General features: G+C 75.0%; 8 protein-coding genes. 7 read left to right on the forward strand and 1 reads right to left on the reverse strand.

Features of this window, described 5'->3' with window-relative positions; genetic code table 11:
- Window positions 1–171: 171 nt before the first annotated feature.
- Window positions 172–1,785, reverse strand: coding sequence for a tryptophan halogenase family protein (locus ACFWEG_RS24635; protein ID WP_387219059.1), 1,614 nt, complete (start codon window positions 1,783–1,785; stop codon window positions 172–174).
- A gap of 253 nt (window positions 1,786–2,038) precedes the next feature.
- On the opposite strand from ACFWEG_RS24635, the gene ACFWEG_RS24640 reads away from it, so the two are divergent.
- The 7 genes from ACFWEG_RS24640 (at window position 2,039) to ACFWEG_RS24670 (ending at window position 13,112) form a co-directional block, all read left to right on the forward strand.
- On the forward strand, window positions 2,039–3,052 hold the full coding sequence (locus ACFWEG_RS24640) for a BTAD domain-containing putative transcriptional regulator (RefSeq protein ID WP_387219062.1): 1,014 nt from the start codon (window positions 2,039–2,041) through the stop codon (window positions 3,050–3,052).
- A gap of 276 nt (window positions 3,053–3,328) precedes the next feature.
- On the forward strand, window positions 3,329–4,876 hold the full coding sequence (locus ACFWEG_RS24645; protein WP_387219076.1) for an aldehyde dehydrogenase family protein: 1,548 nt from the start codon (window positions 3,329–3,331) through the stop codon (window positions 4,874–4,876).
- The gene (locus ACFWEG_RS24650) at window positions 4,873–6,765 is read left to right on the forward strand and encodes a non-ribosomal peptide synthetase (protein WP_387219064.1); all 1,893 of its coding nucleotides are present in this window, start codon (window positions 4,873–4,875) and stop codon (window positions 6,763–6,765) included. The genes ACFWEG_RS24645 and ACFWEG_RS24650 overlap by 4 nt, the downstream gene beginning before the upstream one ends.
- A 3-nt stretch (window positions 6,766–6,768) precedes the next feature.
- The gene (locus tag ACFWEG_RS24655; protein WP_387219067.1) at window positions 6,769–7,527 is read left to right on the forward strand and encodes a thioesterase II family protein; all 759 of its coding nucleotides are present in this window, start codon (window positions 6,769–6,771) and stop codon (window positions 7,525–7,527) included.
- Between the two features lie 223 nt (window positions 7,528–7,750).
- Complete coding sequence (locus ACFWEG_RS24660) at window positions 7,751–7,939, forward strand: MbtH family NRPS accessory protein (RefSeq protein WP_387219069.1); 189 nt, start codon at window positions 7,751–7,753, stop codon at window positions 7,937–7,939.
- Complete coding sequence (locus ACFWEG_RS24665; protein WP_387219071.1) at window positions 7,939–9,165, forward strand: cytochrome P450; 1,227 nt, start codon at window positions 7,939–7,941, stop codon at window positions 9,163–9,165. Before ACFWEG_RS24660 ends, ACFWEG_RS24665 begins: the two co-directional genes overlap by 1 nt.
- On the forward strand, window positions 9,162–13,112 hold the full coding sequence (locus tag ACFWEG_RS24670; RefSeq protein WP_387219074.1) for an amino acid adenylation domain-containing protein: 3,951 nt from the start codon (window positions 9,162–9,164) through the stop codon (window positions 13,110–13,112). Before ACFWEG_RS24665 ends, ACFWEG_RS24670 begins: the two co-directional genes overlap by 4 nt.
- The last annotated feature ends 332 nt before the right edge of the window (window positions 13,113–13,444 follow it).

The following is a 13,444-nucleotide window of genomic DNA, read 5'->3' on the forward strand; positions in this document are numbered from 1 at the left end:
GGCCGGGGACGGGCGCGGCTGCGCCGCGGGAGACCGACCACGGCGAGTGCGGACGACGCTGCGCTGGGCACTGTGGGCTGTGCCCACCCGTGCCGCCCTGCGGCACGATTGCCCACAGCCGGGTGAGCGGTGTGGTCGCGGCGCCGCCCACAGCTGTGAAGCCCGTTGGGGTCAGGTGGTCGGGGGGACGCCGTGGAGTTGCTTGAGGTAGTCGTAGGCGGTGGGGAGGGTCTCCACGAGGTTCTGCTGCTGGCGTTTGACCGTCTCGAAGAGGGGCTCTGCGCCGGCGACGGACTCGGGCTTGTAGGCGAGCGCGGGCAGCGGCGCGTCGGGGACGAGACCGAGCCCGGCGAAGATGCAGTAGTAGCTGCCGTTGGTCCAGAAGTTCCGGAACTCCGCCTCGAAGTTCCCGTAGTACGTGGACTCGTCCGTGATCGGCGAGTTGATCGGCAGCCCCGCCCGGTACGCCGCGATCTTGCGCTGGATGTTCTCCGGCAGCGTGAGCTCCTTGTTGGCCTGCCAGAACGGGGTGTCGTTGCGCGGCGCGTAGTAGAAGTGCGCCTGAATGAAGTCCCGGGTGTCGTCGAACATCAGCTCGATCTCGTTGTTGAAGCTGTCGATCAGACCCTGGTTGAACGTGGTGTCCGGGAAGTGCTTCGCCAGCTGGTAGATCGCCGCGGTGATGAAGTAGATGCCGGTGGACTCCAGCGGCTCCAGGAAGCACGAGGAGAGCCCGATGCTGACGACGTTCTTCACCCAGGCCCGCTCGTTGCGCCCCACCCGGAAGCGGATGTGGTTGAACCGGGTGTTCTCCGGGTCGAGGTCCCACATCGCGGCGAACTCCGCCGTCGCCTCGTCCTGGGAGGCGAACTTGCTGCTGTAGACGTAGCCGGTGCCGAACCGGCCGAGCATCGGGATCTTCCACGCCCACCCGGACGACATGGCGATCGCGGAGGTGTACGGCTCGACACCGCCGGCCTCGTCGTCGTGCGGGACGGCCGTGGCGACCGCGCTGTCGCACAGCAGGTGGTCGCTCATGTCGATGAACGGCTCGGCCATCGCCTGGTTGATGAGCAGCCCGCGGAAGCCCGAGCAGTCGACGAACAGGTCCGCGTCGAGGTCGAGGCCGCCCTTGGTGCGCAGCGAGGTGACGTAGCCGCGCTCGTCCTGGACCACCTCGGTCATCTCGTCCTGCACGTGCAGCACGCCCTGCTTGGCGGTGGCGAACCGGCGCAGGTAGTCCGCGACGAGCTGCGCGTCGAAGTGCCAGGCGTAGCGGGTCGCGGAGCGGCCGTCGAGCCAGCGCGGCGCCTTCATCGCGTCCATGACCGGGGGCTCGCGGAAGCAGGCGTAGTCGAACGGCTCGGTGGTGAGGCCCTCGTGCCTGCGCTTGAACCAGTAGTGCGAGAGCGGGGTGCTGTCGTAGTCGGGCAGCAGGCCGAAGGGGTGGTAGAAGTGGTCGGGCCGGCCGTCGTCGAGGGTTCTGGCGATGGACTCGCCCTGGCCGTCGGTGCGCCAGTTCACGAACCGGACGGCCATCTTGAAGCTCGCGTTGCACTCCCGCATCCACTCGTCCTCGGGGATGCCGAGGTAGTCGAAGAACGCGCGCTGGAGGTTGGGCACCGTCGCCTCGCCGACCCCGATCCGCGGGATCGTCGGCGCCTCGAGGACCGTGATCTCGACCGTTCCCTGGAGCGCCTTGCCGAGGTACGCGGCCGTCATCCAGCCGGCCGTGCCGCCGCCGAGGATGACGACCTTCTTCAGTCGGGTGTCGGTGCTGGTCATGGAGCAGCCCTCATTTCGGAGTCGGGGGTCACGGCCGGGAGCCGGGGCCGGCCGAGGCGCGGGCCGGCGGCGGCGGACGGGGCGGCGCCCGGTGCCCGGGCACCGGCCGGGGCCGATACGGGACCCAGCGTGCGAGCTCGCTCTATGACGGACCTACAGGGACGGGGCCGTTCCGTTATAGGGCGGCTGTAGGGGCCGGGAGCACCATCGCCGCAGGCAGAGACGGTGTACGGCGGGACGCGGGAGGAAATCGATGACCACCGTGGTGGCCCCACCCGTCCGGCAGGCGGTCCGCATCCGCTTCCTGGGCGACTTCGAACTGACCGTGAACGGCGACCCGGTACGGCGCTGGCGGGCCGGCAAGTCGCGGGGGCTCTTCCAGTACCTGGCGATCCACCGCGGCCAGACGCTGACCCGCGACCGGCTGTACGAGGCGCTGTGGCCGTGCTCCGACCGCTCCAGCGGCGACAGCTCGCTGAAGGTCGCGGCGCACGCGCTGCGGCGGGTCCTGGACGCGCACCCCGACAGCCCGTACGACTCCGGGATCCGGCTGCACTACCGCGACTTCGGCTACGCGCTGGACATCACGGAGCTGTGGTCGGACGTGGACCGGTTCCAGGAGCTGGTGCACGCCGGGCTGCGCGCGGCGGGGGCCGGCGACCGGGCGGGCGCCCGCGACCGGCTCGGTGCGGCCGCGGCCCTGTACGGGGGCGAGTTCCTGCGCGGCGAGAGCGCGGACTGGGTGGTCGAGCACCGCGAGTACCTGCGGTCGCTGGCCCTGCGCGCGCTCGACGTGCTGCGGGCGGACGCCGTCGAGCGGGAGGACTTCGGCGACCTGATCGAGATCTGCCGCCGCACGCTCGGCATCGACCGCCACCACGAGGAGACCTACCGGGCGCTGATGGCGGCCCACGGCCGGCGCGGCGAGTACGCGTGCGTGCGCCGCTGGTACGACCTGTGCGCGCGCCGGCTGCGGGCGGACCTCGGCGTGCCGCCGTCGCCCGAGACGGACCGCCTGCTGCGGACGGTGCTGCCGGGGGCGGTGCGGAGCCGCGCGGCCGACCCGGCCAGGGTGCCGGCCGGGGCGCCGGCCGGGGCCCCCTTCGGCGGGATCCGGCCCCGGCCCGCGCGCCGGGCCCGCCCCGACACCCGGGCCCGCCCGGACGTGCCGGCCGGGCGCCTCGGCGGCCCCGCGGCGGCCCACGGCTACGCCGCGGCCGCCGTCCCCACCGCCGCGCCCCGGCCGACGCCCCGGCACCGGCCGTGAGCCCGCGCTCCGGGGCGCCGCCCCGGAGCCCGGCGCGGCCCGGCCCCCGACCACCCCGTGCCCGCCCCCGGCCCCGACCCTCCCCCGCGCCCGGGCCCCGCGGGCCCGCCCCGGCGGGCGGCGGGCACCGGGCCCGGACCACCCGCACGCGCAACGGATCCGAAGGCGGCGACGTGCCGCACCCGTACCGAGCCATCCAGTGAGGAAGACACCGTGACCGTGCTGACCGTGCCGCAGGAGTCCGCCGCGCAGGCGGCCGAACCGCCGGGGGCCCCGCTGCCGCCGCGCTACGACGACCAGTGGATCGGCGGCCGCTGGCAGCCGTCCGACGCCGAGGGGCGGCTCGTCGTCACCGACCCGAGCACCGAGCTGCCGCTGGCGACCGTGCCCGCCGGCACCCCGCGCGACGCGGACCTCGCCGTCCGCGCGGCGGCCGCCGCGTTCCCCGCCTGGGCGGCCACCCCCGTACGGGAGCGGGCCGCCCTGCTCGGACGGGTCGTGGCGGGCCTGGAGCGGCGGGCCCCGGAGTTCGCCGCCACGATCACCGCGGAGGTCGGCGCGCCCACCCGCGTGGCGCTGCGGACCCAGGTGGGGCTGGCGATCGGGATGGCCGCGCACTGCGTCGAGACGGCCGCCGGCCACGTCTTCGAGGAGCGGGTCGGGCACTCGCTGGTGGTGCGCGAGGCCGCGGGGGTCGCGGCGTGCGTGACGCCGTGGAACGTGCCACTGCTGCTCACCGTGCAGAAGCTGCTGCCCGCGCTCGCGGCGGGCTGCACGGTCGTCCACAAGCCGAGCGAACTCACCCCGCTGCACGCCCGGTTGCTCGCGGACGTGTTCGCGGAGGCGGACCTGCCGCCGGGGGTGGTGAACACGGTCGTGGGGACCGGGGACATCCTCGGGACGGCGCTGGTGACCCACCCGCTGGTCGACGTGGTCTCCCTGACCGGGTCCACCCGGGCCGGCCGGCAGGTCTCCGCGCTCGGCGCGGACGGGATCAAGCGGATCCACCTGGAGCTGGGCGGGAAGAACGCCAGCCTGGTCCTGCCCGACGCCGACCTCGCCACGGCGGTCGGCGCGACCGTCGACCAGGTGCTGTTCAACACCGGCCAGACCTGCCTGCAGTGGAGCCGGCTGCTCGTGCCGCGCGACCGGCAGGACGAGGCCGTCGAGCTGGCCGGGCGGATCATGGACGGGTACGTCACCGGCGACCCGCGCGACCCGGCCACCGACCTCGGCCCGCTGGTCTCGGCCGCGGCGCACGCGCGGGTGACGGAGTACGTCCGGCGCGGCGCGAGCGAGGGCGGCGCGCGCCTGGTGCGCGGCGGCCCCGGCCGCCCCGAGGGGCTGAGCACGGGCTACTACGTGCGCCCGACGGTCTTCGCGGACGTCGACCCGCTGACCACCATCGCCCAGGAGGAGATCTTCGGGCCGGTCCTCTCGGTCATCCCCTACGACGACGAGGAGCAGGCGGTCCGCATCGTCAACGGCACCCGCTACGGGCTGCACGGCGCGGTCTGGTCGGGCGACGACGCCCGCGCCGAGCGGGTCGCCCGGCGGTTCAGGACCGGCCTGGTCGACGTCAACGGCGGCTCCTTCAACCCGGCCGCCCCGTTCGGGGGCTTCAAGCAGTCCGGCATCGGCCGCGAGTGCGGCGTCGCCGGCCTGGAGGCCTTCCTGGAGACCAAGTCGCTGCAGCTGCCGCAGGGTTCGGCCGACGAGGTCGTCGGCCCGCGGCTGCGGGCGGCGGGCGTCCCGGACGCCCCCGCCGAGGGCGCGGCGGGCCGCGCGGGCGACTCCGGCGAGCGGGAAGGGGCGGGCGCATGAGCGCGCAGCTCGCTCCCGTGCGCCCGGCGGGCGTGCCGCCGCTGTTCGCGGCGGTCGCGCGGTGGACGCGCGAGCAGCCGTCGGCGACGGCCGTCACGGCGGAGGACGGGGACTGGACGTACGCCGAACTCACGGCGCGGACCGGCCGGTTCGCGGCTGCGCTCACCGCGGCCGGGGTCCGCGCGGAGACCGCCGTCGGGCTGCTGCTCGGCCGGTCGCGCGACAGCGTGTCGGCACTGCTCGCCGTCTGGTCCCTGGGCGCGACGGCGGTCCCGCTGGACGCCGGGCACCCGGCGGAACGCCTCGCGGGCGTCCTGGCGGACGCCGGGGTCGGCGTGCTCGTCGCGGGGACGGTGCCGGCGGGGCTGGACGTGGCGGGTCTCGCCGTGGTCGACCCGGACGCCGTGTCCGCCGTTCCGGACAGCGCGGCCGGGCTCGCCGGCGGACCGGCCGGCCGGGAGCCGGGCCACGCCGCGGGCGGAGGTGACGCGAGTGCCACGGCGGGCGAACAGCCCGACGGCCACGACGTCGGACACGGCCTCGTCGTGGCGGCTCCCGCGCCCGACGCCGTCGCGTACGTGATCTACACGTCGGGGACGACCGGGCGGCCGAAGGGGGTGGAGGTCGCCTACCGGGGGCTCGACACGTTCGTCGGGGCGCTCGGGACGGTGGGGCTGACGCCGGGCGGGCTGGGGCTGAACGCGGTGTCGCCGGCGTTCGACGGGTGGCTGTGGTGCACGTTGCTGTACCTCGTGCACGGGCAGGGCGTCGCGCTGGTGGACCTGTCGCTCGACGGGCTGCGGCGCGCGGCGGAGGCCGGCCGGGAGCCGGTGCCGGCCGGGCTGCGGACGGTGTCGCTGACGCCGTCGCTGCTCGCCGCGCACGGCGGCGCGCTGGACGGCGCGGAGGTCGTCGTCGTGGCCGGCGAGCAGTGCCCGGCCGCGCTCGCCGAGCGCTTCGCCCGCGGCCGGCGGCTCCTGAACGTGTACGGGCCGACGGAGGTCACCATCGCGGCCACCTGGGCCGACAGCGAGCGGGGGGACGACGTGAGCACGATCGGACGGCCGCTGCCCGACTACCGGGCGTACGTCCTGGACGACGACCTGCTGCCCGTCGAGCAGGGCGTCGAGGGCGAGTTGTACCTCGGCGGGCCGGCCGTCGCCCGCGGCTACCGCAACCGGCCGGGGCTCACCGCGGCCCGGTTCGTGCCGGACCCTTTCCAGGGCGGCGGCTCCCGGATGTACCGGACCGGGGACGTCGTGCTGCGGCGGCCCGGCGGCGAACTGGAGTACCGGGGCCGGCGGGACGACCAGGTGAAGGTGCGCGGCCACCGGATCGAGCTGGGCGAGGTGGAGCGGGTCGCGGCGGAGCTGCCGGAGGTCGTCGCGGCGGCGTGCTGCGCGCTGGGCGACGGCGGCTCGCTGGGGCTCGCGGTCGTCGCCGCGGCGGGCGCGGGCGACGGGCTCGCGGCGGACGTGGCCGCGCACTGCGCGAAGCTGCTGCCGGAGGCGGCGGTGCCGTCCGTGGTGCGGGTCGTGGAGCGGATCCCGGTGCTGCACACCGGGAAGGCGGACCGGGCGGAGCTGGCCCGGGAGCTCGGGGACGGGGCGGGCCCGGTCGAGGCGGCGGAGGCCGGGGCCACCCCGCACGAGCGGACCGTCATGGCGGTCTGGGCGACCGCGCTGGAGCGGGCCGTGCCCTCGGTCGACGCGGACTTCTTCGAGCTCGGCGGGCACTCGCTCGCCGCGGCGCGGGCCGTCGCGGAGCTGCGGCGGATCACCGGGCTGCGGATCACGCTGGGCGCGCTGCTCGCGCGGCCGACGGTCGTGGACGTGGCGGCCGAACTCGACCGGCTGGGCGCGGAGTCGGCCGTCGCGGAAGGGGCCTGAGCGATGGGGGCGTGGATATCGAGCTGGCCGTCGGGGGCGGGGGCCGTCGACCCGCCGGCGCTGCCGGTCCTGCTCTGCCTGCCGCCGGCCGGGGCCGGGTGCCAGCAGTTCCGGCCCTGGCAGGCCGCGTTCGACGGGGTGGCGCAGGTGCACGGGGTGCAGCTGCCGGGGCGGGAGAACCGGTGGCGGGAGCCGATGCCGGCCACGTTCGGCGAGGCCGTCGAGGCGGTCGTCGCCGAGCTGTCGGCGGTCCTCGCCGGCCGGCGGGTCGTCGTCTTCGGGCACAGCTTCGGGGGGCTGCTCGGGTACGAGGTGGCGCGGCGGGTCGATCCGTCCGCGCTGGTCGCGCTCGTCGTGAGCGGGTGCCGGGCGCCGTCGTACTGGGACGGGGCGGGGCGGGGGATCGTCGACGACGAGTCCGAGCTGGACAAGCTGTTCGACACCGCGGGGTTGGACCCGGCGTTCCTCGACGAGGAGACGAGGGCGCTGATGGTGGCGATGCTGCGGAAGGACGCGGTGCTGTCGTTGTCGTACGCGTACGGGGGTGGAAAGCCGCTGGGGGTTCCCGTCCACGCGTGGGGGGCGGACGCGGACGAGACGGTCTCGGCGGAGGAGCTGTCGGGGTGGGCGGCGGTCACCTCGGCGCGGTTCGCGATGCACCAGGTCCCTGGGGGGCATCACGCGGTGCTGAGGCGGCCGGAGGTCGTGCAGGAGCACCTGGCCGGGTTGCTGCGGGGGGCGGCGGCCCTGCCTGCGGGGTAGTCCGTCGCACCCGGGTGCGGGTCGGCGGGGCTCCGCCGGTTGTTCCCCACCCCGCCCCTTCCCGCAGTGTCGATATGCAGCTCCGCTGCGAGGCCTGGCCGGGCGACTTTGCGCCTGCGGCGCGTACCGGGCTCCGCCCGGTGGCCTCAGACGCCGGCCGGGCTGAGATTTCTTGGCCACCGCTCGCCCGCCGGGCTGAGCTCGACCTTCGGAGGAACACACCATGCCCACCACCCACCAAGTGCTCGTCAACGAGCAGGCCCAGTACGCGCTCTACCCCGCCACCCGCGACCTCCCCGACGGCTGGGAGCCGGAGGGGTTCCGGGGGTCCGTCGACGAGTGCGTCGCGCATGTGGACGCCCGGTGGACGGACACGCGGCCGCGGGCGACGTCCGATGAGGGGGAACGGTGATGGAGATCGACCTGCTGGACCCGGGGCCGTTCGGGAGGAACGCGTTCTGGGAGACGTTCACGTGGCTGCGGGCGAACGCGCCGGTGTACCGGCATCCGGAGCCGGACGGGGACGGGTTCTGGGTGCTGAGCAAGCACCGGGACATCGTGAAGGTGTACGCGGACAGCGACACCTTCAGCAGCGCGCAGGGCATGCGGCTGGGGAGCGAGCCGGCCGCGGTCGCCGCGGTGACGCAGCGGATGCTGATCGTGTCGGACGCACCGCACCACACCCGGCTCAAGCGCGCGCTGTACCAGGCGTTCGGACCGCAGCAGATGCCGCGCCTGGAGGCGCTGGTCACGGAGGTGGTGGGCGAGCTGGTCGCGGAGGCGGCGGAGCGGGACGAGCTGGACTTCATCGACCTGGCGAAGCAGCTCCCGAACCGGGTGGTCTGCGCGATGATGGGGATCCCGCGCCGGGACTGGGCGTGGATCGGCGCGCTGACGACGGACGCGTTCGACTCGCCGGACGAGTCGGTGCGCAGCAACGCCCACTCGGAGATCTTCCTCTACTTCATCGAGCTGCTGAACGAGCGGCGGGCGCGGCCGGGCGACGACCTGGTCAGCCAGATCGCGCACGACACGCTCGTGGACGAGGGCGACGGCACGGCCCGGCCGCTGAGCGACGAGGAGATCGTCTTCAACTGCAACGGCGTGCTGTCCGGGGCGAACGAGACGACCCGGTACTCGGCGGCCGGCGCGGTGCACATGTTCGCGGAGCTGCCGGAGCAGTGGGAGCTGCTGCGGAGCCTCGGGCCGGCCGGGATCGGTCCCGCGGTCGAGGAGATCCTGCGCTGGACGACGCCGGGGGTGCACGCGCTGCGGACGGTGGTGCGCGACACCGAGATCGGCGGCCACCGGATCGCCGCCGGTGAGCGGGTCACGCTCTGGAACGTCTCGGCGAACCGCGACGAGGACGTGTTCGACACCCCGCACGCGTTCCGGGTCGACCGGAAGCCGAACCGGCACGTCGCCTTCGGGCACGGCCGGCACCTGTGCCTGGGGGCCCGCCTCGCGCGCTTCGAACTGGGCGCGCTGCTCACCGAGATGCTCAGCACGCTCGACGGGTTCGAACTGACCGGGCCCGCGCTGTTCAACGAGTCCAACTTCACCTGGGGCATCCGAAGCCTCCCCGTGCGGCTGCTGCGCAGCCCCGCCTACGCCACCCGAGAGAGGGCCGCGCTGTGACCACCGCGATCGTCGACTTCAACCGCACCGACACCGACTTCCCCACCACCGGCTACGCCGAGCTGCTCGCCGCCCAGGCCGCCCGCACCCCGTCGGCGCCCGCGCTCGTGCAGGGTGCGCGGGTGTGGACGTTCCAGGAGCTGGAGACGGCCGCGAACCGGCTGGCCCACGCATTGATCGCCGCGGGGACGACCCCCGGCAGCCGGGTCGGGCTCTGCTACCCGCGCAGCGCCGAGTACGTGATCGGGTCGCTGGCGATCCTCAGGACGGGTGCGGCGATCGTCGCGCTCGACCCGGTCAACCCGGACGACCGTCTGACCGCGATGATCGCGGACGCGGGCCCCGTCCTGGTCCTGGCCCCGGCGGAGACCGCGGCGCGGCTGCCGGAGTCGGTGGCCCGGGCGGAGGTCGCCACGGCCGGGCGCGGGCTGCCCGCCACCGCGCCGGACGTCCCGACAGGGCCCGACACGGTCAGCCACCTCATCTACACCTCCGGCTCGACCGGCACCCCGAAGGCCGTCCTGGAGCGGCACGGCGCGCTGACGAACCTGGTGCACTGGACCGGCCGCGCCTACGGCGTGCGGCCCGGCGACCGGGCGTCGTGGACGTCCACGCCCGGCTTCGCGGTGCAGATCATGGAGTGGCTGCCGTACCTGCCGCTCGGCGCGGCGGTGCACATCCCGGAAGAGGGCCGGGCGCAGACCCCGGAGCAGATACGGGACTGGCTGGTCGCCGAGGGCATCACCCACACGATGCTGGTCGCGGCCCTCGCCGAGCCCGTCTGGGCGCTGGAGTGGCCGGCGGCGAGCGCGTTGCGGATCCTGGTGACCACCGCCGAGCGCGTCCACAGCTGGCCGCCGACCGACACCCCGTTCCGGGTGGTGATGACGTACGGGACGACCGAGACCACCAACGTCCTGACCTGCCTCGACCTGGGCGCGGACGTCGACTTCACCAGTCAGGCCACGCCGGAGGGGATCCGCGCGACGCGGCAGGTCCCGGTCGGGGTGCCGATCGCGAACATGCGGGTGCACCTGCTCGACGGCGAGGACCGGCCCGTCGCCGACGGCGAGGTCGGCCGGCTGCACGTGGCCGGCGCCGGGGTGGCCGCGGGCTACCACGGGCGGCCCGAGCTGACCGCGGCGAAGTTCCGCACCGGCCTGGGCGCCGTCGACCCGGCCGGCGTGCTCTACGACACCGGCGACCTGGCCCGCCGCCGCGAGGACGGGGCGATCGAGCTGCTCGGCCGCTCCGACGCGCAGGTCAAGATCCGCGGCTTCCGGGTGGAGCTCGGCGAGGTCGAGACGCACGTGGCACGGCTGGAGGGGGTCGCCGAGGCGGTGGTCGTCGTCCAGGAGCGGGCGGCCGACGACCGGCGGCTCGTGGCGTACGTGTCGGGGCCGGAGGGCGGCTCCGCCCCCGAGCCCGCGGCGGTCCGCGCCGCGGTGGCCCGCACCCTGCCGTACTACATGGTCCCCTCGACCGTCGTCGTGCTCCCCGCGCTCCCCCGGCTCGCGAACGGGAAGGTCGACCGGCGCGCGCTGCCGGAGCCGCCCGCCCCCCAGGACGGGGTCAGCGCCGGGTACGAGCCGCCGCGCAACGAGACCGAGGACACCCTCGTCCGGCTGTGGGCGGAGGCGTTCCGGACCGACGTCGTCGGCATCCACGACAACTTCTTCGAGCTGGGCGGCCACTCGCTGCTCGCGTTCCAGCTGATCGACGAGCTGCGCCGCCGCTACGGCGTCGAGCTGAGCATGTCCGACCTGTCGTCGCGGCCGACCGTCGCCGAGCTGGGCGAGCTGGTCGTGAACCGCCGCGACGGCGGCCGGGAGGGCTTCGGCGGGCTGCCGGCGGTCGTGCCCGACCCGGCCGCGCGCTTCGAGCCGTTCCCGCTGACCGAGAGCCAGCAGGCGCTGTGGATCGGGCGCGGCGGCCTCGTCGACCTCGGGAACGTCGGCTGCCACGGCTACTTCGAGTGGGACAGCGAGCGGCTCGACGTCGAGCGCTTCGAATCGGCGTGGCGGCGGCTCGTGGAGCGCCACGACGCGCTGCGCACCCGGGTGCTGCCCGACGGCACCCAGCAGGTGTACGCGGAGGTCCCCGCGTTCGACATCCCCGTCACCGACCTGACCGGCCTGTCCGGCCCCGAGCAGGAGGACGAACTCGCGCGGCTGCGCTCGGAGTTGTCCCACCAGGTGCTCGACGCCGACGCCTGGCCGCTGTTCGACGTGCGCGTCAGCCTGCTCGGCGGCGGGCGCGCCCGGATCCACCTGTGCCTGGACTTCCTGGTCGCCGACGCCTGGAGCTACTTCCAGGTCCTGGTCCCCGACCTGGTCGCCTACTACGCCGACCCGGCCGCCGAACTCCCGGCGCTGGAGCTGACGTTCCGGGACTACGTGCTCGCCGTCGGCGACTCGCTGCGGGACAGCGAGCTGTACCGGCGCTCCGAGTGGTACTGGCGCGACCGGCTCGCCACCCTGCCGCCCGCCCCCGAGCTGCCCGAGCGGCCGGAGGACGCGCCGGAGCTGCCGGTGCGCTTCGAGCGGCTCAGCCACGTCGTGCCCACCGAGCTGTGGGAGCGGATCCAGGAGCGGGCCGGGGACCACGAGGTCACCCCGTCCGGGGTGCTCGCCGCGGCCTACGCGGAGGTGCTCGGGCGGGCCGCCGGGCAGGCGCGCTTCACCATCAACTTCCCGCTCTTCAACCGGCTTCCGCTGCACCCGCAGGTCAACTCGCTGCTCGCCGACACCACCACGACGCTGCTGCTCGCCGTCGAGCAGGTCGACCCGACCTTCGCCGGGCGGGCGCAGGCCGTCCAGCGGCGGCTGTGGGCCGACCTGGAGCACCGCTACTTCAGCGGCGTGCAGGTCCTGCGCGAGCTGACGAAGCTGCGGGGCACGCTCGCGCCCGCGATGCCGATCGTCATGACCAGCCTCGCCGGGCACCCCCCGCAGTACGAGGAGAACGCGCTCGGCGTCCCCGTCTACGGCATCTCCCAGACGCCGCAGGTCTCGCTCGACTTCCAGGTCTTCGAGAAGCCGGCCGGGCTCACCTTCAACTGGGACCACCTGCCCGCGGTGTACCCCGACGGGCTGATCGAGGGCATGTTCGCCGAGTTCGTCGCGCTCCTGGAGTCCCTCGGCGAGCCGGCGGCCTGGGAGCGGCTCTCCCCGCCGCCCGGCGCCGCGGAGGCGCTCGACGCGATCGAGGCCGCCGAGGAGCGGGACACCAGCGACGCCTGGGAGCGGTACTGGGCCGGCATCGAGCGCACCGGGCGCGGCGGCGACGTCATCTGGGACGCGGACAGCGGCGAGGAGTTCCAGTGGCTCCTCGGGCAGGCCCGCACGCACTTCCGCGACGACATGCCCGTCGTCGACATCGGTTGCGGCAACGGGCGCTACAGCCGGGAGCTCGCCGCGCACTACCCGCGGGTCGTCGGCGTCGACGTCTCCGTCAGCGCGATCGAGCACGCGGTGCGGGAGGCGGCGGCGTCGGGGGTCGCCAACGTCGAGCACCTCGCGCTCGACATGACCTCCGCGGAGGAGGCGGCGGCGCTCGGTGCGGGGCCGTACAACATCTTCGTCCGCGGCGTCTTCCACGTCCTCGACGACGCGCAGCGGGCGCGGCTCGCCGTCGTGGCCGGGCGGCTGCTCGGGCCGGACGGGGTCCTGATCGTCCACGAGCCCGACTACTCCAGCAACTCCTTCGGCTACCTCGGCTTCGTCGGCGGCAAGCGGGGGCGGGCGGAGGACCTCGTCGGCCCGCTGGAGGCGGCCGGCGTCCGCCACTCGGCCCGCTTCACCCGGCCCGAGCTGGCCGCGGCGTTCCCCGCCGACGACTGGGAGATCCTCGCCGACCAGGCGATCCAGCTCCACGCCGTCGACCCCACCTCCGACTCGGAGGCCCTCCTCCTCCCGGGCTACTACGCGGTCCTCCGCCGCCGCTGACCCGGCACCATGGCACCCCTCCGGCCTCCGGCCGGGGGGGTACCCGGCTCCGCCGGGGGGCCTCCTCCAGCGGGCGCACACATCGCTGGCGCTCGGCACATGGGGCTGTGCCCACCCGTGCCGCCCTGCGGCACGATTGCCCACAGCGGGGTGGAGGTGGCGGCCCACATCGCCGCCGAGCGGCACGAATCCCGGCGCGAGCCGCGAAAACCGGCGCGAGCCGCGAAAACCGGCGCGAGCCGCGAAAACCGGCGCGAGCCGCGAAAAAGTCTTAGCCCGGCCGGCGATTGAGGCCACCCGGGCGGAGCCCGGGTCCCCGCCGGCAGGCGGAA

It is taken from the genome of Streptomyces sp. NPDC060194 (assembly GCF_042728285.1).
Taxonomy (GTDB): Bacteria; Actinomycetota; Actinomycetes; order Streptomycetales; family Streptomycetaceae; genus Streptomyces.